The 26,647-nt window shown below is 73.4% G+C and carries 20 protein-coding genes and 1 pseudogene; 7 read left to right on the forward strand and 14 right to left on the reverse strand.

Annotation, left to right across the window (positions count from 1 at the left end; translation table 11 throughout):
* Nucleotides 1-93: 93 nt before the first annotated feature.
* Nucleotides 94-333: a hypothetical protein gene (locus E4198_RS09360; RefSeq protein WP_168711333.1), complete on the reverse strand. Its 240-nt coding sequence runs from the start codon at nucleotides 331-333 to the stop codon at nucleotides 94-96.
* Between the two features lie 388 nt (nucleotides 334-721).
* Between E4198_RS09360 and E4198_RS09370 the strand changes: the two genes are divergently transcribed.
* The gene (locus E4198_RS09370) at nucleotides 722-2,074 is read left to right on the forward strand and encodes a glutamate decarboxylase (RefSeq protein ID WP_136185284.1); all 1,353 of its coding nucleotides are present in this window, start codon (nucleotides 722-724) and stop codon (nucleotides 2,072-2,074) included.
* Nucleotides 2,075-2,416: 342 nt separating this feature from the next.
* Here the strand turns inward: E4198_RS09370 and E4198_RS09375 are convergent, their stop codons facing one another.
* Both E4198_RS09375 and E4198_RS09380 read right to left on the reverse strand, forming a co-directional pair.
* Nucleotides 2,417-2,743: an AzlD domain-containing protein gene (locus E4198_RS09375; protein WP_136182768.1), complete on the reverse strand. Its 327-nt coding sequence runs from the start codon at nucleotides 2,741-2,743 to the stop codon at nucleotides 2,417-2,419.
* Nucleotides 2,740-3,507: an AzlC family ABC transporter permease gene (locus E4198_RS09380; RefSeq protein ID WP_136182769.1), complete on the reverse strand. Its 768-nt coding sequence runs from the start codon at nucleotides 3,505-3,507 to the stop codon at nucleotides 2,740-2,742. Before E4198_RS09380 ends, E4198_RS09375 begins: the two co-directional genes overlap by 4 nt.
* A gap of 69 nt (nucleotides 3,508-3,576) precedes the next feature.
* On the opposite strand from E4198_RS09380, the gene E4198_RS09385 reads away from it, so the two are divergent.
* Together E4198_RS09385 and E4198_RS09390 are read left to right on the forward strand one after the other, a co-directional pair.
* Nucleotides 3,577-4,152, forward strand: a complete 576-nt coding sequence (locus E4198_RS09385; protein ID WP_027763317.1) for an XRE family transcriptional regulator — start codon at nucleotides 3,577-3,579, stop codon at nucleotides 4,150-4,152.
* Between the two features lie 132 nt (nucleotides 4,153-4,284).
* Nucleotides 4,285-4,428, forward strand: a complete 144-nt coding sequence (locus E4198_RS09390; protein ID WP_281727975.1) for a hypothetical protein — start codon at nucleotides 4,285-4,287, stop codon at nucleotides 4,426-4,428.
* Here the strand turns inward: E4198_RS09390 and E4198_RS09395 are convergent.
* Both E4198_RS09395 and guaA read right to left on the reverse strand, forming a co-directional pair.
* Nucleotides 4,425-5,009, reverse strand: a complete 585-nt coding sequence (locus E4198_RS09395; protein ID WP_136185285.1) for a Uma2 family endonuclease — start codon at nucleotides 5,007-5,009, stop codon at nucleotides 4,425-4,427. The genes E4198_RS09390 and E4198_RS09395 overlap by 4 nt on opposite strands.
* 128 nt (nucleotides 5,010-5,137) lie before the next feature.
* Complete coding sequence (gene guaA, locus E4198_RS09400) at nucleotides 5,138-6,733, reverse strand: glutamine-hydrolyzing GMP synthase (RefSeq protein ID WP_136182770.1); 1,596 nt, start codon at nucleotides 6,731-6,733, stop codon at nucleotides 5,138-5,140.
* A gap of 389 nt (nucleotides 6,734-7,122) precedes the next feature.
* Here guaA and E4198_RS09405 point away from each other — a divergent pair, with 389 nt between their 5' ends.
* Both E4198_RS09405 and E4198_RS09410 read left to right on the forward strand, forming a co-directional pair.
* The gene (locus E4198_RS09405; RefSeq protein WP_136182771.1) at nucleotides 7,123-7,434 is read left to right on the forward strand and encodes a chorismate mutase; all 312 of its coding nucleotides are present in this window, start codon (nucleotides 7,123-7,125) and stop codon (nucleotides 7,432-7,434) included.
* A gap of 1,154 nt (nucleotides 7,435-8,588) precedes the next feature.
* On the forward strand, nucleotides 8,589-9,254 hold the full coding sequence (locus E4198_RS09410) for a hypothetical protein (RefSeq protein WP_136182772.1): 666 nt from the start codon (nucleotides 8,589-8,591) through the stop codon (nucleotides 9,252-9,254).
* 14 nt (nucleotides 9,255-9,268) lie between these two features.
* Here E4198_RS09410 and E4198_RS09415 read toward each other — a convergent pair whose 3' ends face one another.
* From E4198_RS09415 to E4198_RS25385, 5 genes and pseudogenes are all read right to left on the reverse strand, one after another.
* A complete protein-coding gene (locus tag E4198_RS09415) occupies nucleotides 9,269-11,083 on the reverse strand; it encodes a GMC family oxidoreductase (protein WP_136182773.1) in 1,815 nt (604 codons plus the stop codon).
* A gap of 19 nt (nucleotides 11,084-11,102) precedes the next feature.
* Complete coding sequence (locus tag E4198_RS09420) at nucleotides 11,103-12,761, reverse strand: succinic semialdehyde dehydrogenase (protein WP_136182774.1); 1,659 nt, start codon at nucleotides 12,759-12,761, stop codon at nucleotides 11,103-11,105.
* A gap of 272 nt (nucleotides 12,762-13,033) precedes the next feature.
* Nucleotides 13,034-15,787: a protein kinase gene (locus tag E4198_RS09425; RefSeq protein ID WP_136182775.1), complete on the reverse strand. Its 2,754-nt coding sequence runs from the start codon at nucleotides 15,785-15,787 to the stop codon at nucleotides 13,034-13,036.
* 159 nt (nucleotides 15,788-15,946) lie between these two features.
* Nucleotides 15,947-17,968 carry a serine/threonine-protein kinase gene (locus E4198_RS09430; protein ID WP_136182776.1) on the reverse strand — a complete coding sequence of 674 codons (2,022 nt, stop codon included), beginning with the start codon at nucleotides 17,966-17,968 and terminating at the stop codon, nucleotides 15,947-15,949.
* Nucleotides 17,969-18,127: 159 nt separating this feature from the next.
* Nucleotides 18,128-18,397: pseudogene (locus tag E4198_RS25385) on the reverse strand (metalloregulator ArsR/SmtB family transcription factor); the annotation flags it as partial.
* A gap of 209 nt (nucleotides 18,398-18,606) precedes the next feature.
* On the opposite strand from E4198_RS25385, the gene E4198_RS09440 reads away from it, so the two are divergent.
* The gene (locus E4198_RS09440) at nucleotides 18,607-19,647 is read left to right on the forward strand and encodes a M23 family metallopeptidase (protein ID WP_136182778.1); all 1,041 of its coding nucleotides are present in this window, start codon (nucleotides 18,607-18,609) and stop codon (nucleotides 19,645-19,647) included.
* Nucleotides 19,648-19,732: 85 nt separating this feature from the next.
* On the opposite strand, the gene E4198_RS09445 is transcribed toward E4198_RS09440, so the two are convergent.
* Nucleotides 19,733-21,439 carry a glycerol-3-phosphate dehydrogenase/oxidase gene (locus tag E4198_RS09445; RefSeq protein ID WP_136182779.1) on the reverse strand — a complete coding sequence of 569 codons (1,707 nt, stop codon included), beginning with the start codon at nucleotides 21,437-21,439 and terminating at the stop codon, nucleotides 19,733-19,735.
* A gap of 300 nt (nucleotides 21,440-21,739) precedes the next feature.
* Between E4198_RS09445 and E4198_RS09450 the strand changes: the two genes are divergently transcribed.
* Nucleotides 21,740-23,005 carry a nucleotide sugar dehydrogenase gene (locus tag E4198_RS09450; protein WP_136182780.1) on the forward strand — a complete coding sequence of 422 codons (1,266 nt, stop codon included), beginning with the start codon at nucleotides 21,740-21,742 and terminating at the stop codon, nucleotides 23,003-23,005.
* Between the two features lie 21 nt (nucleotides 23,006-23,026).
* Here the strand turns inward: E4198_RS09450 and E4198_RS09455 are convergent, their stop codons facing one another.
* The 3 genes from E4198_RS09455 to E4198_RS09465 form a co-directional block, all read right to left on the reverse strand.
* Complete coding sequence (locus E4198_RS09455) at nucleotides 23,027-24,142, reverse strand: GuaB3 family IMP dehydrogenase-related protein (RefSeq protein WP_136182781.1); 1,116 nt, start codon at nucleotides 24,140-24,142, stop codon at nucleotides 23,027-23,029.
* Between the two features lie 99 nt (nucleotides 24,143-24,241).
* Entirely contained in the window at nucleotides 24,242-25,744 is a 1,503-nt protein-coding gene (gene guaB, locus E4198_RS09460; protein ID WP_136182782.1) for an IMP dehydrogenase, read from the reverse strand.
* A 99-nt stretch (nucleotides 25,745-25,843) separates the two neighbouring features.
* A complete protein-coding gene (locus E4198_RS09465; RefSeq protein ID WP_027763332.1) occupies nucleotides 25,844-26,419 on the reverse strand; it encodes a sigma-70 family RNA polymerase sigma factor in 576 nt (191 codons plus the stop codon).
* Nucleotides 26,420-26,647: the final 228 nt, after the last annotated feature.

Here is a 26,647-nt window from a genome sequence, read left to right on the forward strand (position 1 = left end):
CGCCTCCGGCGGCCAGCAGCGCCATCAGCATGAGAGACAGCGGACTGCGAAGGACGCGCATGGCCTCCGCCCGAAGCAGTGTCGCAAAGGCCGTCACGAGTGCTCTCCCGCCGAGGCTTCCGCCTTCCCTTCCTGAAGAGAGAAGAACCACTCTTCGAGGTCCACGCCCGAGTCACTGGAGATACCCAGCTCCTGTAGCGTCCCCCGCGCCACAACCTTGCCGGAGGACACCATCACCAGTTCGTCGCGGACCCGAGCGATCTCATCGAGCATGTGGCTGGAGATGAGAACGCCGACACCCCGAGCTGCCTCTTCGGCGACGACGGCGCGCACGAGTCGGACGCCCTGTGGGTCGAGGCCGTTCGTCGGTTCGTCGGTTCGTCGAGGACGAGCAGGTCCGGCTGCTTCATGAGTGCCGTGGCGAGGGCGAGGCGCTGGCGCATGCCCTGGGAGTAGCCCTTCACTCGGCGCTCGCCAGCGTCATTCAGGCCTACGCGTTCCAGCACGCGGTCCACGCGTCCCCCGTCCGAACTATAGGCGCAGTGAGGCAACCCAGAACAACATCACCCTCACAGTGTGTGGCGGTCGATCACCATGGACACACGCAGGGTGGCGGCCCTCCCGACGCGCCGGATTCGCCGGCCCCGCCTAGCGTGGAGGGGTGAGCGGGTCACGGGAGTCTGCGCGGGAGGGCCGGCGGGACGTGCTCGCGGTGAGCCCGATGTTCGCCGCCGAGCCGCCCGAGGTGCCGCGCGAGACGATGCCGGCCGGGGAGATGGACCCGGAGCTGGCGTACCGGATCGTGCGGGACGAGCTGATGCTGGACGGGAACGCGCGGCTCAACCTCGCCACGTTCGTGACGACGTGGATGGAGCCGCAGGCCGACCGGCTGATGGCGGACTGCTTCGACAAGAACATGATCGACAAGGACGAGTACCCGCGCACCGCCGCCCTGGAGCAGCGGTGCGTGCGGATGCTCGCCGAACTGTGGCACGCGCCGGAGCCGGGGGACGCGCCCGGCTGTTCGACGACCGGGTCGAGCGAGGCGTGCATGCTGGCCGGGCTCGCGCTGAAGCGCCGCTGGCAGCAGGCCCGTCGCGCGGCCGGGCTGCCCGCGGACCGCCCCAACCTGGTGATGGGCTCGAACGTCCAGGTGTGCTGGGAGAAGTTCGCGGCCTACTGGGACGTGGAGGCGCGGCTGGTGCCGATGGAGGGCGACGTCCACCACCTCACGCCCGACCGGGCCGTGGAGCGGTGCGACGAGAACACCATCGGCGTGGTGGCCGTGCTCGGTTCGACGTACGACGGCTCGTACGAGCCCGTCGCGGACATCTGCGCCGCGCTGGACGCGCTCCGGGACCGGGACGGGCTCGACATCCCCGTACACGTGGACGGCGCCTCTGGCGCGATGATCGCGCCGTTCTGCGACCCGGACCTGCGGTGGGACTTCCGGCTGCCGCGCGTCGCGTCCGTCAACACCTCCGGCCACAAGTACGGGCTGGTCTATCCGGGCGTGGGCTGGGTCGTCTGGCGGGACCGGGACGGACTCCCCGAGGACCTGGTGTTCCGGGTGAACTACCTGGGCGGCGACATGCCGACGTTCGCGCTCAACTTCTCCCGGCCGGGGGCCCAGGTCGCCGCGCAGTACTACACGTTCCTGCGGTTGGGCTTCGACGGTTACCGGCGGGTCCAGGGCTACTGCCGCGAGGTCGCCCGGGGGCTGGCCGACCGGATCGCCGCGCTGGGGCCCTTCGAACTGATCACGCGCGGCGACCAACTGCCCGTCTTCGCCTGCACGCTGCGGCCGGAAGTCACCGGCTACTCGGTCTTCGACGTCGCCGCCCACCTGCGGGAACGCGGCTGGCTGGTGCCGGCGTACACGTTCCCGGAGAACCGCGAGGACATCCAGGCGCTGCGGTTCGTCATCCGGAACGGCATGACGCACGACCTGGCGGACCTGCTGGCCGGCGACCTGGACCGGTCGCTGCACGAACTCCGCCGCCAGGCCGCGCCGTTGCGCGGCGCGGACTCCGCCTCGTTCGACCACGGCGCCCGCAGGCCGCACCGCCGCTGACGCCCGCGGCCGGAAGCGGGGAGCCGAAACCCGGGGGCCGGCCGGGAGTCCGGGACCGGGCACGGGTCGTCGCCCTTCTCGCCCCTGTGAACTGCGGCGGCGGGATGTTCGCGAACGAGGACCAATCCGCCCCCGGGACGGCGGCGAATGAGGGGCACAGGTCGCCCTTCCACGGCCCGGTGGGACGTCGTGAGGGACCCGCCGGCTGCGAGCCGGGGAAGGGCGGCCGCCACCCACGGCCCGACGGAAGGTGATTATCCGTGATACTCAGCCGCGCCGCGTAGCACCCCGCACGGCATCCTGCCCGCGCGCCGCCGCAGGCGGCGGGCGGGCAGGCGGCGTTCAGGGGACGCCGAGCAGGCGCAGGCCCGCAGCCGTGGCCGCGGCCGCGAGGACCACGACCAGGAACGGCGCCCGACGCCAGGCCAGCACGCCGCCGACGGCCACCCCCGCGGGCCGCGCCCACCCCGCGAACTCGTGTCCCTCCAGCAGGGCCGCCGTCGCGACCAGCGCGGCCAGCAGCACCACCGCCGAGGTGCCCATGAGCCGCTCCACCCGCGGCGAGAGCTCGACCCGCGCGCGCAGCACGGGCCCGGCGAGGCGGAACGCGAACGTGCCCGCGCCGAGTACGAAAGCGGCGACCACCAGGGTCACGGACGTGTCGCTCATCGCACCGTCTCCTTCGAGGTCCGGGCCGTCCCGGCCGCGTCGTCGTCCTCGTCGGCCTCGTCACTCGGGCCGCCGCCGCCCCGAGCGCCGCCGCGCAGGGACACGAGCACCCCGAGCAGCGCCAGCAGCACCGGCAGTCCGGCCTGCAGGAACGGCGCCGTGGCCAGCGCGATCGCCACACCGACCAGGACCGCGCGCAGGGTCGACCGGTCCTTCAGCGAGGGCAGCACCAGCGCGAGCAGCACCGCGGGGAACGCGGCGTCGAGCCCGAAGGTGTCGGTGTCCGTGACCACCGTGCCGCCGAACGCCCCGCCCAGCACGCCCACGTTCCAGGAGACGAACAGGCCTACGCCACACGTCCAGTACGCGGCCCGCCGCCGCTCGGGCTCCCTCTGCCCCAGCGCGAACGCCACCGTCTCGTCGATCATCAGGTGGCTGCCGACCAGGCGCCGCAGCCACCCGTCGCCCAGCACGTCGCCGATCGCGAAGCCGAACGGCACGTGACGGGCGTTGACCAGCAGTCCGGCGACCACAGCGGCGACCGGATTGCCGCCCGAGGCCACCAGCCCTACGAACAGGAACTGGGCCGCGCCCGCGAACACCACCAGGGACAGCAGCATCGGCAGCCACACGGGAAGCCCCGCGCTCACCGTGATGGCACCGAAGGACAGGCCGACGAAGCCGTCGGCGACACAGATCAACCCGATGTCGCGCGCCAGCTGCCGGTCGAGACCGGACAGGGAGTTCCGCCATATCGAACGCACGACGTCTAGAATGAACACACGAACGGCGGTACGTCAAACCGAACGATCGACCTCTGGAGCGAACGACCCATGTCCCGGAACGACCAGCAGCCCACCGGCGGCGCGCCGCTCGCCGTCATCGCCGGCTCCCTGCAGCGGGAACGCCGCCGCGCCGGGCTCTCCCTCGCCGAGACCGCCCGCCGCGCCGGTATCGCCAAGTCCACGCTCTCCCAGCTGGAGTCCGCCACCGGCAATCCCAGCATCGAGACGCTGTGGGCGCTGAGCGTCACCCTGAACGTGCCGTTCGCCCGCCTGGTCGACCCGCCGCGCCCGAACGTCCAGCTCATCCGCGCCGGCGAGGGGCCCGCACTCTCCTCCGAGCAGGCCGACTACGTCGCCACGCTGCTGTCCTCCTGCCCCCCGCACGCCCGCCGCGACGTCTACCGGATCTGCCACCAGCCCGGCGCGCCGCGCGCCTCCGACCCGCACATGCCCGGCACGGTCGAGCACGTCGTCCTCAGCACCGGACGCGCCCTCGTCGGCATCGCCGACGAACCCCACGAACTCGCACCCGGCGACTACACCGCCTACCCGGGCGACGTCCCCCACCTCTTCGAGGCCCTGGAACCCGACACGACCGCGGTCCTCATCTCCGAACACGTCTAGAGCGCCACGCCTAGAGCACCGCCCCGGCCCCGACACCAGCGGCGGGTCGAGCCGGGCGAAGCCTCCTGCCGCCGGTAGGGGAAGTACGGGTACGGCGCCTCCTTCTCGCTCGCCGCGTCCGAGGAGCACCGCGTGCTCCGGTTCCGGCGACCATCCGGCTACCGGATGCTCGCCCCCGGGGACGCGGTGGAGAAGGCCGCCGCCGTCCGCGCCGCCGAAGCCGCCGCGGCGGCCGCCCGCGCAGGCGCCTACGCCGGCCCGACCGGGGAGGGCTAGAGGCGGTCGATCTCCGTGAGGTCGATGTCGATCGTGAACGGCACCGACAGCTTGAGCTGGTCGTGGTGGATGCCGGTCGGCACATACGCGCGGGTCGCCGGATCCAGCTCGTAGACGTAGACCACCGGGCGACGCCCCTCGCCCTTCTCCACCCGCCAGAAGTGGGGGATGCCCGCCTCGGCGTACAACTGCGGCTTCCGCTTGCGGTCCCGCTCCTCGGAGTCCGGAGAGACGATCTCCACCGCCAGCACCACGTCCTCCGGCACGTGTCCCGTCTCCTCGGCCGCTGCGGTGACCGCCTCGGCGCGGACGACCGTGATGTCGGGTTCCGGGCGGTTGCGCCTGCCCAGCACGACGGACATCTCGCGGCAGAAGGCGAGTTCCGGTGGGGCCGTCCGGCGCAGGCCCGACTCGAACAGGTACATCGCGAGCGTGTGGAAGTACTTCTGCGGGCTCACGAAGACGAGGCTCCCGTCGATCAGCTCGGTGTGCGGCGGGAGGTCGGGGATTCGGTCGAGGTCGTCCGCGGTGAACCCCCCAGGGGGCGGGTAGGCCCACGAAGGCAGCGGTTCGGCGGTCATGGTTCCTCCCATGGACGGGATTCTCGGCCGTACGCCTCAGAGTAGCGGCGGAAACGCCCGCGCCACCGCTCGAACGAGTGAGCGGTGGCGGGGGCGTTTGACCGGGGAGAGGGTGGGCGGCGGCCCGGTCACTCCCACTCGATGGTGCCCGGGGGCTTGCTGGTGACGTCGAGGACGACGCGGTTGACGTCGCGGACCTCGTTCGTGATGCGGGTGGAGATGCGGCCCAGCACGTCGTACGGGAGGCGGGACCAGTCGGCGGTCATCGCGTCCTCGGAGGAGACGGGCCGCAGCACGACCGGGTGGCCGTAGGTGCGGCCGTCGCCCTGGACGCCGACGGAGCGGACGTCGGCGAGCAGCACGACCGGGCACTGCCAGATCTCGCGGTCCAGTCCGGCGGCGGTCAGCTCCTCGCGGGCGATGGCGTCGGCGGCGCGCAGGACGTCCAGGCGCTCGCGGGTGACCTCGCCGACGATGCGGATGCCCAGGCCGGGGCCGGGGAACGGCTGGCGCTGGACGATCTCCTCCGGCAGCCCGAGCTCCTGGCCGACCATCCGGACCTCGTCCTTGAACAGCTTCCGCAGCGGCTCGACCAGCTCGAACTCCAGGTCCTCGGGGAGCCCGCCCACGTTGTGGTGGGACTTGATGTTCGCCGTGCCGGTGCCGCCGCCGGACTCGACGACGTCCGGGTAGAGCGTGCCCTGGACGAGGAACGCGTACTCCCCCGCGGCCCCGCCCTGCGCGCCGGCCTCTGCGACGAGCTCGGCCTGGGCCTGCTCGAAGACGCGGATGAACTCGCGGCCGATGATCTTCCGCTTCTGCTCCGGGTCGGAGACCCCGGCGAGCGCGCCGAGGAAGCGGTCGGCGGCGTCGACGACCTTGAGCTGGACGCCGGTGGCCGCGACGAAGTCCTTCTCCACCTGCTCGGTCTCACCCTGACGCATCAGGCCGTGGTCGACGTAGACGCAGGTGAGCTGGGAGCCGATGGCCTTCTGCACGAGCGCCGCGGCGACGGCGGAGTCGACGCCGCCGGAAAGTCCGCAGAGGGCGCGCTTGCTGCCGACCTGCGTCCGGATGGCCTCGACCTGCTCGTCGACGATGCTGCTGGTCGTCCAGGACGGGGTGAGGCCCGCGCCCCGGTAGAGGAAGTGCTCCAGCACCTGCTGGCCGTGCGTGGAGTGCATCACCTCGGGGTGGTACTGCACGCCGTAGAGCTGCCGCTCGTCGTTCTCGAACGCGGCCACCGGCACCATGTCGGTGGACGCGGTGACCGCGAAGCCCTCCGGTGCGGCGGAGCAGGCGTCGCCGTGCGACATCCACACCTGCTGCTCGTCCGGGGTGCCCTCGAAGAGGGTCGAGCCGGACCGGGAGACGTGCAGGTCGGTGCGCCCGTACTCGCGACTGCCGGTGTTGTCGACGGTGCCGCCGAGCGCCTGCGCCATCAGCTGGAAGCCGTAGCACATGCCGAAGACGGGGACGCCCGCCTCGAAGAGCGCGCGGTCGAGGGAGGGTGCGCCCTCGGCGTAGACGGAGGAGGGGCCGCCGGAGAGGATGATCGCCTTCGGGTCCTTGGCGAGCATCTCCGCCACCGGCATGGTGGACGGGACGACCTCGCTGTAGACCCGGGCCTCGCGCACCCGGCGGGCGATGAGCTGGGCGTACTGCGCGCCGAAGTCGACGACCAGCACGGTTTCCGGGGCGGCGGTCTGGGCGGTGTCGCGCACGGGTGGCCTTTCGGCGGTGGAGCGGGGGTGTGCGGCCCAGTCTAGCGGGGTGGGGACACGCCTCCGGCCGCCCCGGTGCGGGCCCCGGCGCCGCTCGCACGCACCCTGCCGGCGCCGCCCGGGCGTCCCGCAGGGTGAGACGTCCGGTGGACACGACGCGGGGCGGTGGCACACTGGGGCGCATGCACACGCACACGACCTTCTGGTTTACCTATGGCACCGGCCCGTCCGGCTGCCATGGTCGCCGCGTGAGCTGATACGCGAACCTATAGGCGCCCCGGGCCGGCCACGGCCCGGGGCGCCTCGCGTTTCCCGTCCCGGGGCGTGGCGGGACGGGGCTCCTCCCCCGACCGATCCGGGCGCAGGCCCGGAGCGAGGAGCCATCTCGGATGAGCACGACCGCCGCCACGACGGCGACCACTACCAGGGCGACCGGCACCGCGCACGGAACCGAGCCGCCCGCCGGGCAGATCGACGACGGCCGGGGCCGCATCGACGCCCTGGACGAACAGATCATCGCCCTGGTACGCGAACGGATGACGGTCTCGGCCGGCATCCAGCGCGCGCGCATCGCCTCCGGCGGTCGCCGCGTCCACCTCGCCCGCGAGATGGAGATCCTCGCCCGCTACCGCGACGAACTGGGCAGGCCCGGCACGACCATGGCGATGACCCTGCTCGAACTCAGCCGCGGACGCGCCTGATCGCGCCATCCGCTCCCGGCCCGGCGTACACACCGCGCCCCGCGACTCACCCGTACGGTGCGTGACCGGCCCGCGCGGGCTTCGTTGGGCCGGGTGTCCTTGTGCCGACTGGGCCCGGCGGCAGAGGGGCGGTGCCATCGGAGCGATGAGACGCCCGTGCACCCCTGCAGGGGAACGCGCGTCGTGGGACCTCGCTCCGGTGACGTGACCGGACAGCAGGGGACAGCAGCCCGGTCGCGATCCCCTGCTGCGGCAGGGGTACAGCGGTCGGTCCCGGGGACGCCCTGGACCGACCGCTCCGCGGACGACGCTCCGCACACGCCGGTCCGACAAGCCGGCGGCGCCTCCCCCTCCCCGGCGCCGCCTCCGGCGTCGGCGCCGCCCTGACGCCGACGCACACCCCAGGGCCCCGCGACACGGCCACCCCACCCCCCGGCCGCCGCCGCGGGGCCCTGGCAGCTCCGGACCCGGCGGCCGACGCGCCGACGTGGGGGCGCATCCCGTCGAAGGGAACGACGGCGACGTGGCATGAATCACAGGGGAATGGGCGGGATCGAGAGCAACCGCCCCGAGTCGCCCGTAATGCCGGGTGCCCGCTCACGCGCAGGACGGACCGGGTGCGTCACGCGGGCTGACAGGGACGTCAGTGGCCCTTACCGTACTGCGCACCGGGACAAGCCGGGCGCCGCCTCGCGCCGCGCCCAACTCCCTTCCACGAACGGGACGAGAACATCATGCAGTTGCGCCGCGCGCTCCTGTCCGCCGCCGCAACCGGCGTTCTCGCGTGCCTCTCCGTGACAGCACCGGCCGGGTCCGCGACGGCCGACGCCACACCCACGGTGGACGGTTCGCCCACCCGGTCCGCCACGGCCGGGCCGCCCGGCACGCGCACGACATCCCCGACACCCACTCCGTCGCCTAGCACCACGGCGCCGGAGCCGGATACCCCGACGGCGACGCCCCCGGCCTCCCCCGACGCGACGACGACGCCCAGCGTGCCGCCCACACCCCCGAGTTCGAGCCCTCCGCCCAGCAGCCCCACCCCGAGCGGAAGCCCCTCGCCGAGCGGAAGCCCCTCGCCGAGCGGAAGCCGAGAACCGAGCCGGAGCCCCGGCGCGGACGCCGACGAGGACCTGCCCGGCGAGGTCTGCGACGTGGCGGACTTCGACGTGAGCGTGTCCGGGCTCCCCGCCGTCGTACGCGCGGGCGCCACCACCGAGCCGTTCACGGTGACCCTCGACAACACCGAGGGCGCCGACGCGACCCGGGTGCAGTTCGGCCTGGCCGTCGCCTTCCGCGACGGTCTGTACGCGAGCGACTGGCTCGCCGCCCAACGCCACGTCGTCGTGCAGTACTTCGACTGGGGCGCCGACACCTGGCAGGACGCCTCGTCCGGAGGCGGCGTGTACGCGTACACGGACGTCGAGGCCGGCCGCACCTACGAGATGCGGCTGCGCCTCCTGCTCGCGCCGGACACTCCTCCCGGTGCGGCCGGCGCCCTGGCGTTCAGCACCCGCTGGGTCGCGGACGGTCCACCCGGCAGCCCGCTCTGCCGGCAGGACGACGAGTGGTACCGCTTCGAGATCACCTCCACGTACGCGGCCGCCACCGCCCCGGACGTACGTCCACAGGGCGGCCGTGCCCCGGCCGTGCTGCGCCCGGCGACCCGTACGGACGCGGGCACGGAGGCCGCCCTGCCGGACGGCGCGCTGGCGGAGACCGGCTCCGGACCCGGTCTCCCGCTGGTCGCCCTGGCGAGCCTGACGGCCGTCGCCCTCGGGGCAGCCGCCCTCCGTCTCGCCGCCCGCCGCCGGCCCTGAGGGCCGACGAGCGGTCAGGTTCCTTCTGCGGGGGCGGACTTCGGCGGAACGGAGGGGACCGGGAGCAGCGGCAGCCGCAGCGCGCCGAAGGCGTCCTCGGGCACGGCGGGGGCGGACGGCTGCACCGGCGCCAGCCGCACGTACTCCGTGCCCTGTTCGGGGCGGGGGTCGGCGTCGCCGTTGTTCGGCCAGAGCGACATGGCGCGCTCGGCCTGCGCCGTGATGGTCAGCGACGGGTTGACGCCCAGGTTCGCGGAGACGGCGGCACCGTCGACGACGGAGATGCCGGGGTGGCCGTACAGGCGGTGGTACGGGTCGATGACGCCGCTGTCGGCGTCCGCGCCGATGGGGCAGCCGCCGAGGAAGTGCGCGGTGAGCGGGGTTCCCATGACCTCGCCGATGTTGCTGCCGGGGAAGCCGTTGATCTCGTCGGCCAGCCGCCGGGCGGCCTCCGCGCCCTCCGGGATGTAGAGCGGGTTGGGCGCGCCGTGTCCCTGCCGGGCGGTGAGCAGACCCTTGCCCGGGCCCTTCGTCTTCCGGTACGTGGTCAGCGAGTTGTCCAGGGTCTGCATGACCAGGCCGATGATGATGCGCTCGGACCACTTCCACTTGGACAGCAGGCGCAGCGTCTGCACCGGGTGCCGCAGGTGGGTGACCACGTGCGCGAGGGCGCGCGGCAGGCGGGTGCCGTGCCGCACCTGGAGGGTGGTGAGGGCGCCCATCGCGTTGGAGCCCTTGCCGTAGCGGACCGGCTCGATGTGGGTGTTCTCGTTCGGGTGGACGGAGGAGGTGATGGCGACGCCACGGGTGAAGTCGAGCTTCGCCTCCTTGCCGTACTTCTTCCGGTAGCGGCGGCCGGCGGTCTGCGCGCCGACGAGGGCTTCGGAGTTGGTGCGGGTCAACTCGCCGAGCCGCTGCGACAGGTGGGGCAGGGCTCCGGTGTCGCGCATGCGGTGCAGCAGCGTCTGCGTGCCGTAGGTGCCGGCCGCGACCACCACCCGGCGGGCGCGCAGCACGGTGGGCTTCGCCTTCCGCCGGTCCGTGGGCACGGTGCCCACCTCGAAGCCGCCGTTCCCGTCCTCCCGCAGTTCGGTGACGGTGGTCATCGGGTGGATGACGGCCCCGGCCTTCTCGGCGAGGTGCAGGTAGTTCTCGTTGAGGGTGTTCTTGGCGCCGTGCCGGCAGCCAGTCATGCACTCGCCGCACTCGTTGCATGCGCGGCGGTCGGGTCCGGCGCCGCCGAAGTACGGGTCCGAGACCACGGTTCCGGCGTCCGCACGCACGGAGCCGTCGGCGTCCTCGCCGTCGCCGAAGAAGACCCCGACCGGCGCCAGGTGGAAGCTGTCGCCGCAGCCCATCTTCTCGGCCGCCGCCTTCAGGTGGACGTCGGACGGCGTCATCGTCGGGTTGAGGCGGACGCCGAGCATGCGCTGCGCCTGGTCGTAGTGCGGCTTCAGCTCCTCCTGCCAGTCGGTGATCGCGCCCCACTGGCGGTCCTGGAAGAACGCGGGCGGCGGCACGTAGAGGGTGTTGGCGTAGTTGAGGGAGCCGCCGCCGACCCCGGCGCCGGCCAGGATCATGACGTTGTCCATCAGGTGGATGCGCTGGATCCCGTACAGGCCGAGGGCCGGGGCCCACAGGTAGTTCTTCACGTCCCAGGAGTTCTTTGGCAGGCTCTCCCGGGTGAAGCGGCGGCCCGCCTCCAGGACGCCCACCGCGTAGCCCTTCTCGGTGAGCCGGAGCGCGGAGACCGAACCGCCGAAGCCGGAGCCGACGACGAGGACGTCGTAGTCGTACGCATGCTGGGGGGCTGGCTGGGGGGCTGACACTGAGCACGTCTCCTTCGGGTCAGCGGAAGCGGAGCAGTTTGAGGGCCTTCAGGGACACGTTCATGAACGCGGCGTACGAGGCGTCGCTCATCCCCATCGACGGCGCCATCGGCAGCACGCGCTGGTGGGCGACGGTCTGCGGCTCGGTGTACTTGAGGATGCCCTCGGAGCCGTGGCGCCGCCCGATGCCGGATTCCCCCATGCCGCCCATGGGCGCCTGCACGCTGCCGTACGCGGGCGCGTAGCCCTCGTTGACATTCACGGTGCCGGTGCGCAGCCGGGCGGCCACGCGGCGGGCGCGGCGCCCGTCACGGCTCCACACGCTGGAGTTCAGGCCGTACGGGGTGGCGTTGGCGCGGCGGACGGCCTCGTCCTCGTCAAAGACGCGGTAGACGGAGACCACCGGGCCGAAGGTCTCCTGGGTGCACAGCGTCATCGACGGCTCCACCCCGTCGAGGACGGTCGGTTCGAAGAAGAGCGGGCCGACGTCGGGCCGGGCGCGGCCGCCGGTCAGCACGGTGGCGCCCTTGGCGACGGCCTCCCCGACGTGCTCGGTGACCAGCTCGAACTGCCGCTGTGAGACCAGCGAGCCCATCTCGGCGCCGAACGCGAGGTGCCGGCCGAGCCGTACGGCCTTCGTGCGGGCGACGAACTTCTCCAGGAAGGCGTCCGCGACGGACTCGTGGACATAGAGCCGTTCGACGGAGATGCACAGCTGGCCCGCGGAGGAGAACGCGGCACGGACGGCGCCCTCCGCGGCCTTGTCGAGGTCGGCGTCCTCCAGCACCAGCATGGCGTTCTTGCCGCCGAGTTCGAGGGAGCAGCCGATCAGACGGGCGGCCGCGTTCTGTGCGACCTCGCGGCCGGTGCGGGTAGAGCCGGTGAACGACACGTAGTCGGCCTGCGCGACGACGACCGGACCGACGACCGGGCCGTCACCGATCACCATCTGCCACACCTCGGGCGGCAGCCCCGCCTCGACCAGCAGCTCCCGCGCCCACAGGGCGGTCAGCGCGGTCTCGGTGTCCGGCTTCATGACGAGCGCGTTGCCGGAGACGAGGGCCGGGAGGGCGTCGCCGACGGACAGTTCCAGCGGGTAGTTCCACGGCGCGATCTGGCCGACGACGCCGCGCGGGTGACGGTGCTCGGTGACCTTGGTGAGCACCGGGATGGCGCCGGTGTGGCCCTTCGACCGCAGGTACGCCGGAGCCTTGCGGCCGTAGTGGCGGGCCGCTACGGCGACGGCGAGCACCTCCTCGTGCGCGTGCAGCCGCACCTTGCCGGTCTCCAGCTGGATCAGGTCCAGCACCTCGTCCTGGCGGGCGAGGAGGAGATCGTGGAAGCGCAGCAGGACGGCCGCGCGCTCCCGTACGCTACGGGCCGCCCACGCCGTCTGGCCGGCACGCGCCCGCTCGAAGGCGGTGAGCACGTCGCCGGGTGTGGACTCCGGCAGCCGAGCGAGCACCTCGCCGGTGAGCGGGCAGTGGTTCACGGTGCGCTGGGAGCCGACGACGGCGCGGGTGAGGCGTGCGACGACGTCGGGCGTGACGACGTCGGCGGCAGTCCGCCCGCCAGCGCCCCCGTCCGGCGCCTCCGCGACCGGATTACCGCGGTCCGGTTCGGCCGGGGCGGTGTCGGCGGCGGGGGGCGGGCTGACCGTGTCCTGCGAGTCCGTCATGCGCGCAGAGTACGGTCGCGGGTGCCACGTGTATACCCGTCGGTAACCGTCTTCACCGGAGCTTTACCATCACGCCAGTGGACACTGGCACGGTCTCCCCGCCGCGACGGAGAGCGGCCGGAGAGTGGGGGCGCCGCCCCGCCCCGGGCCCGGACGCCGACGGGCCGGCCGCACGCCGTGGCGACGGAAACCGGGAGTGGCGGACGCGGGACGAGGACAGCCGACTGGAAGAACGGGCGACCCTGACTCGCGACCCCGGCGGTCCGGAGGGGCTACCGCAGGACGCGGTAGGTGTCGGCGGCGCCCTCGAACCAGCGGTCGACCGCGTCACGCTCGTCGTCCGGGCCGATGACCAGCACCAGGTGGTACCGGCCGTCGAGGATCATCGCCCGGTTCCGCACGTAGACGTCGCGCCCGCTGGCGTCCTGCCAGGTGTAGGTGCCCTCGGCCATCGCCGTGTCGCCCACGTCGATGCGCCGCAGCCCGGAGGCCGACGACCAGTCAGAGGTGCGGAACGGCTCCAGCTCGCGCTCGCCGTCGCTCTGGTACGCCATCGGGTCGCTGCCGAACTTCTCCGTCGAATCACGACCCTTGACGACCACCATCTCGAACTCACCGCTGTCGAACCGCACCTGGCCGCGCCCGTTCGGGGCATTGCGGTCCCATCCCTCAGGCACCGCGATGCGGAAGCCCGTCGGATCCTCGTGCAGGCGGAAGCCGTCTGCGGGGGCGGCCGGTTCGGAGGTCTGCGGCGCGGTCTCCCCCGACGGCTCCCGCTCGTCGTCCGGCTGCCCCGCCGTCTCCCCGGGCGCCGGCCCGCCGGACGCGGGCGGCGCCTCGGGCTGTTCCAGCGAGCTGCGGCGGCTGCCGTCGTCCACGGTGTCCTGCTTCGGCATGAACCACATCGCGTACAGCACGGCCGCAGTGAGCAACAGCAGCACGCCCCCGAGGAGGAGCCGGCCCAGGCTCTTCGGGCTGCGGCCGGTACCGCCTGCCCTCGGCGCCCGGACGGGGCGCGGCGGGCGTGACTCCTGCGGCTGCCGCGGCGCGGGTTCGGGACGCGCCGCGCGTTCCCGCCGGGCAGCGGGGCGCGGGGCGGCCGGCGCGTGGCGCTGCGTACGCCGCGCGCCGCCGCGCGGTCCGCGGCCGGTACGCCTCCTGCGGACCAGTTCGCCGCGGCGGCGCTTGACGGGCAGCCGGCGCGGGTCGGCGGGGCGGCCGGCCTCCAGGGACGGCGGCGCGGTGAGCGTGTAGCGGCCGACGTCCGGCTCCGGTGCGGAGCGGATCAGCGACCGCAGCCAGCCGCGCAGCACCTCGAAGTCGGGCCGCTCGGTGGGGTCCTGGCGCATCAGGGACTCAACGACCGGACGCAGCGGGCCGCACTCCTCGGCGAACGCGGGCGGTTCGGCGCACACCATCTGCACCAGTTCGGCGACGTCGTCCTCCGGGTAGGGCGCGTGGCCCTGGACGGCGCGGAAGAGGAGGACGCCGAGGGCCCACAGGTCGGCCGACGGGCCGACGGGCGGCGCAAGGCGCCAGTTTTCGTGGACCGGTCCGGCCTGTTCGGGCGCCCAGCGTTCGGTCGTCGCACCGACCATCGTCATCCGCGCCTGGCGGGCCCGTTCGGCGGCGAGCGAGGTGGTGGGGCCGCGGTGGCGTTCGGCGTGCTCCGTCCCTGCGGCTGCCTCCTCGTCGCCCGGGACGTCCGGCACGGAGTCCCGCTGCTCGGGCGCCCACGGTGTCGGCACGGAACGGCCGGGGGCCCGGCGCGGGCCGGGCAGCGCGGCCGGACCGTGCGGGTCCGTACCGTGCGCCTCCGGGCCCCGGTCTGCCGGGGCGTACGGGCTGCCGTGCGGTCCGTACGGGGCATACGGGTCATGCGGTCCGCTGCCGGGATCGTCCGCCGAGGGGCCGGAATCCTTGGTCCACCAGTCGGCGCCCCGACGCTGCTGCGCCTCGGCGGCGACCCGGGCTGTGGCCGCCTGCGCGCCGGCCCGGTAGGCCGCGATGGCTCCGCGCCGGGCGGCACGGGCGGCGGGTCCGCCGCCGGAGTCGGCGCCCTCGAACCCGAAGATTCCCTCCCGGCCGGGCACGGGCACGGCGTCCGCAGTCCCGTCGCCGAACTCCGCCGTGCCCGGCGCATCCGGGCCGGCGAACGTCGCGGGCAGCGGCCCTCGCTGGTCCCGGTCGCGGTCCTGCTCCCGGTGCTGCTCCCGGTGCTGGTCCTGGTCCTGGTGCTGGTGCTGGCGCGCGGCGAGGGCGTGCGGCGCGTCGCGGTGGAAGCCCGCGGGCAGGGGACTCTGCGCCGCGCTGGGAAGACCCGGCACGGCGCGGGCGAGCGCGGCGGTGTCCGCCGGCGCCGGGCGGCCCGGCTGGGCGGCGGGCGGTATCCCGCCGCGCGGTTCGGCGGTGGAGCGCGAAGGGTCGGGGAGCGGGTCGTGGCCGCACAGCGCCTCCTCCGCCGCCCCGGCGGCCAGGCCGGTGAGGACGGCACGCCCGTCGTCGCAGACCAGCACCGTGCGGGCGGTGACGTTGCGGTGCACCCATCCGTGGGCGTGCACCGTGCGCAGCGCGGCCAGCACGTCGGCGGCGATCTCCGCCGCCCGGTGAGCGGCGAGCGGACGGGCGGCGATCAGCTCGGACAGCGGCCGCGCGGGCAGGAGTTCACTGATCACCCACAGCGCGTCGCCCTCCACGAAGGCGTCGAAGACCTGGTCCAGCCGTGGATGGTCGGGTATGCGGGACGCGGCGAGGGCCGCCTCGACGGCGCGGCGCACCGCCGGGTCGGAGGGCTGCCGGGTCGCCCCGGCGCTCCCCCCGTTGGCACCCGCCCGGCCGGGAGGCCCGTCGTCCAGGAACTCGGCCTCGACGACTTCGGGCAGCAGGACCCGGCGGGCCAGCACCTCCTGGCCGCTGGCCGTGTCGTACGCCGGAGTGCTGGCCGGTTCGGCGAAGTCGTCGGCCACGTGCGGCAGTCGGTAGCGTCCGGCGAGGAGCCGTCCCGCGTACTCCACGTCGTCGTCCACAGCGCCTCCCCACCGTGCCGAGCAGAGCCTGTCGAAACCGTTCGGCTTCCGTCATGTTGCGGATGCGTACGGTCCACGAACTCTCACGATACGTGCTGTCGCGGCGTCACGCCGCCGCCCGCGCACGGATCGTGACGTCTGTCCCGGACCGGACGGACCTCAGCGCGGCCGGAAGGTCTCGAAGGCGGTCTCGCGCAGAGTGGTGCAGGCCTCGCCGTCCCACGCGTCGGCCTTGCAGGTCACCAGGATGGCGTGGCCCTGGCCGTCGTCCACCTTGAAGCCGCGGTTGATCACCCGTACCCGTTGGCCGTCCTCGGTGCGTTCGAAGACCCAGTCGGCGACGGTCGGGTAGTCGCGCCACTCGGCCTCTTCCATGCTCACGCGCTTGTAGTCGGTGCTCTGACTGCGGGTCGCCCCCTCGAGCCCTTCCCAGGCCGCCAGTGCGTCGTCACCGGGGCGGCCCGTGTAGTCGACCTGTATGCGCGGGTAACCGCCGTCTGCCGGCCGGTACTTGGCGCCCGAACCGCGACCCGCCTCGCCGTACATCTCGAAGCCCTCGGGCATCGCCAGCGAGAAGTGGAAGCGGGAGTTCTCCACCGTGGTGTATCCCTCGGGGAGGCGGGCGCCGTCCTGGCCCGCGCCGTCGTCGCCGCCCTCGCCGTCGTCCTGCTCGTCGTCACTGCTCGGTGTGGGGTCCGGCGCCGGCTTCTCGCCGCCCTCGCCCGTGCCGGAGGTGCCGTTGTCGGCGTTCTCGTCCTTCTTGCCGGGGTCCTTGCCGGCGCTGTTGCCGCCGTCGCCGGTGCCCGAACCGCTGCCGCTGCCGCCGTCGTCGTCACCGTTGGCGATCACCGCGCCGATGATCACCAGCACGGTCACGAGGACTCCGGCCACGATCAGGGCCCGCTTGCCGCCGGGGCTCTTGAGCGTGGCGAGCAGGTCGCCCCCGGAGCGTGCGGGAGCGGGGCCGCCGGCCTGGCTCGCGACTGGTCCGGGGGCGTCGCCCGGGCCGGAGGCGTGGGCCGCGACGACGCCTTCGCCGGACTTCTCCTCCGCGCCGTCCTTCTTCTCCGGGGTCGCCCCCTCGTCCGCCGCTCCCGTCGAGGCGGAGCCCGAGGCCGCGTCGGCCGCAGCGGCGGCGCGTGCGGACTTCAGGGCGCCGCGCAGCCGCTCGCCGGAACGCGTACTGCCGCCGCGGGTCGCGTTGCGCCCGCTGGTGGTGCCGCGCGACCAGGGCGACGCGGCGGAGCCCTTCGCGTCCTCACCGGACTTCCCGTCGCCGGCGTCCCCGTCCTCGGGAGCGGGCGGCAGCATGACCGTGCGCGTGGCGTCGGGCACCTCGGGCACGGCGGCGGCGCCGGACGCCACGGCGTCCAGCAGGGTGTACGCGCCGTCGACGTCCAGCCGCTTCTCGGGGTCCTTCTCCAGCAACCCGTAGAGCACGTCGGTGAGTTCGCCGGCCTTCGTCGGCGGCGGCACCGGCTCGGTCATCACCGCGGTCAGCGTGGAGAGCGCAGAGCCCTTGTCGTAGGGCGGGCGCCCCTCGACGGCCGCGTACAGCAGTCCGCCCAGGGACCACAGGTCGGCGGGCGGACCCGGCGGCTTGCCGCGGGCGCGTTCGGGCGAGATGTAGGAGGGGGCGCCGACGAGCATGCCGGTCGAGGTGATAGAGGGGTCTCCCTCGACCTTGGCGATGCCGAAGTCGGTGAGCACGACGCGGTCGGTGCCCTCCTCCATCAGCACGTTGGACGGCTTCACGTCGCGGTGCAGGATGCCCTCGCGGTGTGCGGCGCGCAGCACGTCGAGGACCGCGAGACCCACCTCGGCGGCCCGGCGCGGCGTCAGCGGGCCCTCCGTGCGGATGCGGTCGGCCAGCGAGCCGCCCTCGACCAGCTCCATGACGATCCACGGGCGGTCGTCCTCGTCCACGACGTCGAACACGGTGACGGCGCTGCCGCTGCGGATGCGGGCGATGGCCTTCGCCTCGCGCCGGGTGCGGGTGATGAGGCGCTGCTTCTCGTCCTCGTCCACGCTCGACGGGAACCGCAGTTCCTTCACCGCGACCGTGCGGCCCAGGGTTTCGTCCGTGCCGCGCCACACCGTTCCCATGCCGCCGCGGCCCAGCACACCCTCGAGCCGGTAACGGCCGCCGACGAGGCGGCCCTCCTCAACGTCCTGGCCCATGAAACCCCTTGCTTCCCCTCAAGCGGCCGACTCCTCGGCGGATACCCATTGTGGCCTACCTCAAGGGACCGCGTGCACGCGGGCAGGTGCCCAACGGGCCCCCGCACGGCGGGCACAGGACCGTCCCGTCGTCCCCTCCCCCGGCGGGCACCGGGGCGGCTACCGCAGCACGCCCTCCAGGTAGTCCGCGCCCAGGCGCACCACGACCCGCAGGTCGAGCTGGTGCAGCACGTACCGGCCGCGGCGGCGCGTGGTCAGCAGACCCACCTTGCGCATCTGCGTCAGATGCCGAAACACCTCCGGCGCGCTGATGCCCATCGACTCGGCCAACTCCCCCGTCGTGTACGGCGCGCGGGCGAGGAAGCGGGCGAGCCGCATCCTCGCGGGGTGGGCGAGCACCTCGAGCCGCTGCTGGACGAGGCGCACGGACACCGCCGACCGCGCCTCCGGCGCGGTGACGGGAGTGCGGCGCGGCGTCCTGAAGGGCGGGACGGCTGCCGCACCAGGGCGGGCGGGAGGCGCGTGCCGTCTTCCGCCCGCGTCCTTCTGCTCGGGGCGCACGACGTGTACAAGTGGCATGTCCACATCACCCCAATGCGGCACCGCGCCCCCCACACTCTCGTGAAAGCGAGCCCCACATGGCACCGTCCCCTTCCCCCCGCCCGAGACGCGCCCCGCGCGACGGCGCACGGCGGTTCCGCCTCCGCGCCGGCGTCGCCGCACTGGCGGCGGCCCTCTCCGTCCTCGTCGGCACCGCCGCCCCCGCCGGGGCGGAGCCCGCCGAGGCCCCGCCCTCGGGCACACTGCGCAGCTCCGTCGCCGAGGCGACGCTCGGCCGCGCCGACGCCACCACGGCACGGCTGGCAGCCGACTCCCGCGAGAGCCAGGTCGCCGTCGAACGGCGGGCCGGCGACGGCCGGTGGGCCTTCGGCTCGACCGTCCTGACCGCGCCGCCGGACAAGCACGCCTCGCCGGAGGGCTGGTTGTACGTCGCGCGGGCCGAAGGCGGCGCGTGGGACGTCGCGCTTGAGGGCAGTGCGGAGTTCCGCACGCTGGTCGAGCGCGCGCCCGGCACGCTGCTCTCCGCGCAGGAACGGTCGGTCCTCGGCAAGGTCGGCACCCGTGAGCCGCAGGGCGCCGCCGGGTTCGCCAACACCGGGCTGACGCTGCCGTGGGCGGTGGGCCAGACCTGGACCTGGACCGGCGGGCCGCACCCGTTCGGCGTCGGGGCGGGCGGCGCGTGGAGCTCCCTGGACTTCTCCGGCGGCGACGGCATCGCCCGCGCGGCCCGCGGGGGCGTGGCGTACGCGATGTGCGCCTCCGGCGGCTACCGCGGCTGGATCCGGATCTACCACGACAACGGCCTGTCCACGGACTACTACCACCTGGTCAACAACATCACGCCGCAGGGCGCCTCGGTGGGCGCCGGCACCGCCCTCGGCCACATCGGCAACGACGTCTCCTGCGGCGGCGCGTCCAGCGGCCCGCACGTGCACTTCTCGCTGCTGAGCGGCGACAGCTACATCAACGTGCACGGCGCCGTGATCGGCGGCTGGCAGTTCGCAGCCGGCGGTGCCCCGTACCAGGGCACCGCGTACAACGGCAGCGTGACGGTCGGCGTGGGTGCCAACATCCCCAACTACGGCCCGTCGCTGGCGAAGCAGCACGAGGGGCACTGACCGGCGGCCGCGTGCGCCCGGCCGGCCGCTCCGGCCGGCCGCACGCGGCCCGGGACCCGAGGGCCGGCGGGCCCGGGCGGCGGCGTCAGAGCGGCACGATGTCCGGCGCGCCCAGGCGGGCGGCGTCGGCGGTGAGGTCGTCGGGCTGGCGCTGCGACTCCCGTTCGGCCTCCACCCGCTTCCGGTAGTGCTGGACCTCGCGGTCGATCTGCTCGGCGTCCCAGCCGAGCACCGGAGCCATCAGCTCCGCGCACTCGTGGGCGCTGCGCGTCCCGCGGTCGAAGGTCTCGATGGAGATCCGCGTACGACGGGTGAGTACGTCGTCCAGGTGGCGGGCGCCCTCGTGGGTGCAGGCGTAGACGATCTCCGCCTTGAGATAGTCGTCGGCCGCGGGCAGCGGTTCGCCCAGCTTCGGATCCCCGGCGATCAGCTCCAGCACCTCCTCGGTGAGCGAGCCGTAACGCCCCAGCAGGTGCTCGACCCGGGCCACGTGCAGGCCGGTGCGGGCGGCGATGCGGGCGCGGGCGTTGAACATCGCGCGGTACCCCTCGGCGCCGACCAGCCGCACGTCCTCAGTGCAGCAGTCCGCGACCCGGTGGTCCAGCCCGTGCACCGCCTCGTCCACCGCGTCCTTGGCCATCACCCGGTACGTCGTGTACTTGCCGCCCGCGACCACGACCATCCCCGGCACGGGGTGGGCGACGGTGTGCTCCCGGGAGAGCTTGCTGGTGGCCTCCGACTCGCCGGCCAGCAGCGGCCGCAGGCCCGCGTACACGCCCTCCACGTCGTCCCGCGTCAGCGGAGTGGCGAGCACCGAATTGACGTGTTCGAGCAGGTAGTCGATGTCCGCGCTCGATGCGGCGGGGTGCGCCTTGTCCAGGTCCCAGTCCGTGTCCGTGGTGCCGACGACCCAGTGCCGGCCCCACGGGATGACGAAGAGGACGCTCTTCTCGGTCCGCAGGATCAGGCCGGTGGTGGAGTTGATGCGGTCCTTGGGCACCACCAGGTGGATGCCCTTGGACGCGCGGACGTGGAACTTGCCGCGCTCGGCGATCAGCGCCTGCGTGTCGTCCGTCCACACGCCGGTCGCGTTGACGACCTGCTTGGCGCGGACCTCGTACTCGCCGCCCTGCTCCAGGTCCTGCACGCGGGCGCCGACGACGCGTTCACCCTCGCGCAGGAAGCCGGTCACCCGGGCCCGGTTGGCGGCGTGCGCGCCGTAGCGGGCGGCCGTACGGACGAGCGTGGCGACGTAACGGGCGTCGTCCATCTGCGCGTCGTAGTACTGCAGAGCGCCGACGAGAGCGTCCTTCTTCAAGCAGGGGGCCACGCGCAGCGCGCGCCGACGGGAGAGGTGACGGTGCATCGGCAGCCCGCGTCCGTGCCCGGAGGACAGCGACATCGCGTCGTAGAGCGCCACGCCCGAACCGGCGTAGAACCGCTCCCAGCCCTTGTGCTGCAGCGGGTAGAGAAACGGCACCGGCTTCACCAGGTGCGGCGCGATCCGCTCCAGCAGCAGCCCGCGTTCCTTCAGTGCCTCCCGGACCAGCGCGAAGTCCAGCATCTCCAGGTAGCGCAGACCGCCGTGGATCAGCTTGCTGGAACGGCTGGACGTACCGGAGGCCCAGTCCCGCGCCTCCACGATGCCGGTGGACAGGCCGCGGGTCGCCGCGTCCAGAACGGTGCCCGCGCCGACCACGCCCGCGCCGACGACGAGCACGTCCAGCTCGCGCTCGGCCATCCTCGCCAGCGCCTCGGTGCGCTGCTCCGGTCCCAGTGTCGCTGTCCTCACCGCGTCCTCCTCGGGGTTCGGTCCGGTCGTCCTCGGCCGCTGTCGTTGCGGTGTCTCGGTGTCGCTACCCGCGTCACATCGGGTGACGCTGTCGTATCCCTTCCCCGTCACTGTCGATGGTCCCCCATTCGCGCCACTTCGGCTGTTCACCGGGACTGCCACGCGGAGCAATACCACATATCTGTCATATAGGCCCTTAACCTGACAGAGCTGTCTTCGCCACTCGGCTCCGCGCCGGGCCGGTCAGCGCCGGTCCGCACGCGTCGCCACCGATCACCGGGGAAGGGGATGCCCGCAACCATGCGCGCAGATCTCGCCGTACTCGGTCTGGGCCATTCGGGTCTCCCGCTGGCCCGGGCCGCGACCGCCGCAGGTATCGGCACCATCGGCTGCGACCCGGACCCGCGCACCGTCGCCGACCTGGCCGCCGGCCGGGCGCCCGCCGACGGCTCGCTCACCGCGCCCGCACTGCGTCGGATGCTCTCCCAGGGCTTCCGCACCACCGGCGACCCGGCCGTCCTCGGCCGCGTCCGCACCGTCGTGATCTGCGTCGACACCCCGCTCGGCGCCGACCGCACGCTCGACCTGCGCCCGGTCCGGGAGGCCGCCCGCACGCTGGCACCGGTACTGCGGCCGCGCACCACCGTGGTGCTCCAGTCCACCGTCTACCCCGGCAGCACGGAGGAGTTCCTGCGCACCGTGCTGGAGGACGGCTCCGGGCTCGGCGCCGGTCGCGACTTCCACCTCGCCTACGCCCCCGACCGTCTCGACCCGGGGGACGGGGCGGGGGCCGACCTCGCCCGCATCCCCCAGGTGATCGGCGGCCTCACCCCCGCCTGCACGGAGGCCGCCGCGGCCTTCTACGGCCGGCTCACCGAGAAGGTCGTCCGCGCGCGCGGGCCGCGCGAGGCGGAGACGGCCGCGCTGCTGGAGACCAACTACCGGCAGATCAACATCGCGCTGATCAACGAGATGGCCGTCTTCTGCCACGACATCGGTGTCGACCTGTGGGACGTGATCCGCTGCGCGGAGACCAAGCCGTTCGGCTTCCATGCCTTCCGGCCGGGGCCCGGAGTGGGCGGCCACAGCGTGCCCATCGACCCCAACCACCTGTCATACCCGAGCCGTTCGCTCGGCTACCCGCTGCGGATGGTGGAACTGGCACAGGAGGTGAACGCCCGCATGCCGCGCTACGTGACGCAGCGCGCCGCCGCGCTCCTCAACGAACACGGCAAGTCCGCGCGCGGCGCGCGAGTGCTGCTGCTGGGCGTCACCTACAAGGCCGACCTGGCGGACCGGGCCGGCTCGCCCGCCGAGGAGATCGCGAGCCGGCTGCGCGACCTGGGCGCGGAGGTCGGCTTCCACGACCCGTACGTGCAGCGCTGGGAGGCGGGAGGGGTCGCCGTCCCCCGCGCCGACTCGCTGTACGAGGCCGCGGGGGCGGCCGACCTGACGGTGCTGCTGCAGAACCACCGCGTCTACGACCTCCAGGGTCTGGCGGCCAAGTCCCAGCTCCTGCTGGACACCCGCGGCGTCAGCCCGACGGGCGCGGCGCACCGGCTCTGAGCCGCGACGACGGCACCAGGATCAGCGCGAGCGCGCGACCGTGACCTCGACGCGCTGGAACTCCTTGAGGTCGGAGTAGCCGGTCGTCGCCATCGCACGCCGCAGGGCTCCGAAGAAGTTCATCGACCCGTCCGGCGTGTGGGAGGGCCCGAGGAGGATCTCCTCCGTCGTGCCGACGGTGCCCAGGTCCATCCGCTTGCCGCGCGGCACGTCCTCGTGGACGGCCTCCATGCCCCAGTGGTGGCCGCGGCCGGGCGCGTCCGTGGCGCGCGCGAGCGGGGAGCCCATCATCACCGCGTCCGCGCCGCAGGCGACCGCCTTCGGGAGGTCGCCGGACCAGCCGACGCCCCCGTCGGCGATCACGTGCACGTACCGGCCGCCGGACTCGTCGAGGTAGTCGCGCCGTGCGGCAGCGACATCGGCGACGGCCGTGGCCATCGGCACCTGGATGCCCAGCACGTTCCGCGTGGTGTGCGCGGCACCGCCGCCGAAGCCGACGAGCACGCCCGCCGCGCCGGTCCGCATCAGGTGCAGCGCCGCGGTGTAGGTGGCGCAGCCGCCGACGATCACCGGGACGTCCAGCTCGTAGATGAACTGCTTGAGGTTCAGCGGCTCGGCCCGGCCCGACACGTGCTCGGCGGAGACGGTGGTGCCGCGGATGACGAAGAGGTCGACGCCGGCGTCCACCACGGCCTTGGAGAACTGCGCGGTGCGCTGCGGCGACAGCGCGGCGGCGGTGACGACGCCCGCGTCGCGCACCTCCTTGATGCGGCGGCCGATCAGCTCCTCCTTGATCGGCTCGGCGTAGATCTCCTGCATGCGGCGGTTGGCTTCGGCCTCGTCCAGTTCCGCGATGTCCGCGAGGAGCGGCTCGGGGTCCTCGTAACGGGTCCACAGGCCCTCGAGGTTGAGCACGCCGAGGCCGCCGAGTTCGCCGATGCGGATGGCGGCCCGCGGGGAGACGACGGAGTCCATGGGGGCCGCCAGGAAGGGCAGCTCAAAGCGGTAGGCGTCGATCTGCCAGGCGATCGAGACCTCCTTCGGGTCGCGCGTGCGCCGGCTCGGGACGACGGCGATGTCGTCGAACGCGTACGCCTTGCGGCCGCGCTTCCCGCGTCCGATCTCGATCTCAGTCACGTGTGGGCCCTTCCGTCTGCGAGTGCGGTGCCAGTATCCCCGACGCGCCGCAGCCCGCGGCCGGACGGCCGCGGGCTGGGACGAGCCGGTACGGGCGGCTCAGCGCCGCGAGTAGTTCGGCGCCTCGGTAGTCATCTGGATGTCGTGCGGGTGGCTCTCCTTGAGCCCCGCCGCGGTGATGCGGACGAAGCGACCGTGCTCCTTCATGTCCGGCACGGTCCGGCCGCCGACGTAGAACATGGACTGCTTCAGGCCACCGACGAGCTGGTGGACGACGGCGCCCAGCGGGCCGCGGTAGGGCACCTGTCCCTCGACGCCCTCGGGGATCAGCTTGTCGTCGGCGCCGACATCCTCCTGGAAGTAGCGGTCCTTGGAGAAGGAACGCTGGTCGCCGCGGGTCTGCATGGCGCCGAGCGAGCCCATGCCGCGGTAGGACTTGAACTGCTTGCCGTTGATGAAGAGCAGTTCGCCCGGGGACTCCTCGCAGCCGGCAAGCAGGCTGCCGAGCATCACCGTGTCGGCGCCGGCGACCAGCGCCTTGGCGATGTCGCCGCTGTACTGCAGGCCGCCGTCACCGATGACCGGGACACCGGCCTCCTTGGCGGCGAGCGAGGCCTCGTAGATCGCGGTGACCTGCGGGACGCCGATGCCGGCGACCACGCGGGTGGTGCAGATGGAGCCGGGCCCGACGCCGACCTTGATGCCGTCGACGCCCGCGTCGATCAGGGCCTGCGCGCCCTCGCGGGTGGCGACGTTGCCGCCGACCACGTCGACCGACGAGTCGGCCTTGATCTTGGCGACCATGTCGCCGACCAGCCGGGAGTGGCCGTGCGCGGTGTCCACGACGACGAAGTCGACGCCCGCCTCGATCAGGGCCTGCGCGCGGTCGTACGCGTCGCCGGCGACGCCGACCGCCGCGCCGACGAGCAGACGGCCCTCGGCGTCCTTGGCGGCGTCCGGGTACTTCTCCGCCTTGACGAAGTCCTTGACGGTGATGAGGCCCTTGAGCACGCCCTCGCCGTCGACCAGCGGCAGCTTCTCGATCTTGTGCCGGCGCAGCAGCTCCATGGCGTCGCCGCGGGAGATGCCGACCTTGCCGGTGACCAGCGGCATCGGCGTCATGACCTCACGGACCTGACGGCTGCGGTCCAGCTCGAAGGCCATGTCGCGGTTGGTCACGATGCCGAGCAGCTTGCCCGTGCCGTCGGTCACCGGCACACCGCTGATCCGGAAGCGGCCGCACAGCGCGTCCGCCTCCCGCAGGTCCGCGTCGGGCCCGATGGTGATCGGGTCGGTGACCATGCCCGACTCCGACCGCTTGACCCGGTCGACCTGGGCGGCCTGGTCCTCGATCGACAGGTTGCGGTGCAGCACGCCGACGCCGCCCTGACGGGCCATGGCGATGGCCATGCGGTCCTCGGTGACCTTGTCCATCGCGGCGGACAGCAGCGGCACGTTGACCCGGACGTTGCGGGAGACCTGCGAGGAGGTGTCGATGTCCTGCGGGGCCATGTCCGACTCGCCCGGCAGCAGGAGCACATCGTCGTAGGTCAGCCCGAGCATGGCGAACTTGGCGGGCACTCCGTCGATGTTGCCTGTCATGACACCTTCCCAATGCTTGCGCGGCGCGGACGTCCATGCTAGCGGGCCGGACGGGTGATCCTCACCGGACCCGGCACGGGGCCGACGGCGGCGACGAGCCTACTGCTCGGCCAGCGCACGCAGTCTGCTGAGCGCCCGGTGCTGGGCGACGCGCACGGCCCCCGGGGACATGCCGAGCATCTGGCCGGTCTCCTCGGCCGAGAGCCCCACCGCGACCCGGAGCAGCACCAGTTCGCGCTGGTGCTCCGGGAGGTTGGCGAGGAGTTTCTTCGCCCACTCGGCGTCGCTGCTCAGCAGGGCGCGCTCCTCCGGGCCGAGCGAGTCGTCGGGCCGCTCGGGCATCTCGTCGGAGGGGAAGGCCGTGCTGCCGGGGTGGCGCATGGCGGCCCGCTGAAGGTCGGCGACCTTGTGCTGGGCGATGGCGACCACAAAGGCGTCGAAGGGCTTGCCGGTGTCGCGGTAGCGGGGCAGCGCGCAGAGCACCGCCAGGCACACCTCCTGCGCCAGGTCGTCCACGAAGTGGCGGGCGTCGCCGGGCAGCCGGGTCAGCCGGGTGCGGCAGTAGCGCAGAGCGAGAGGGTGCACGTGGGCGAGAAGGTCGTGCGTGGCCTGGTCGTCCCCCTCGACGGCGCGCTGGACGAGGGCGCCGATCGGCGAGTTCTCGTCGTCGCGCATCGGTCCATGGTGCACCGGGCCCCTGCGTTTCGCCGCATCGCGGCCCTGGTTCTGCACAGAAGCGTTATGCGCACTGTGAGCGGTCGCACTCGCGGTCACTTCCCGTGCCCTCCCCTCACGCCTGTCCGGCCGGTTCCGAGGAACTCCATACCTCAAGCATGCGGCACGCGCGAGTGTTCCGGCCCGGCCCGGCGCCGGTCGGCCCCCGGGCCGACGGGTGCGGGAGGG

It is taken from the genome of Streptomyces sp. RKND-216 (genome assembly GCF_004795255.1).
Lineage (GTDB): Bacteria > Actinomycetota > Actinomycetes > Streptomycetales > Streptomycetaceae > Streptomyces > Streptomyces hazeniae.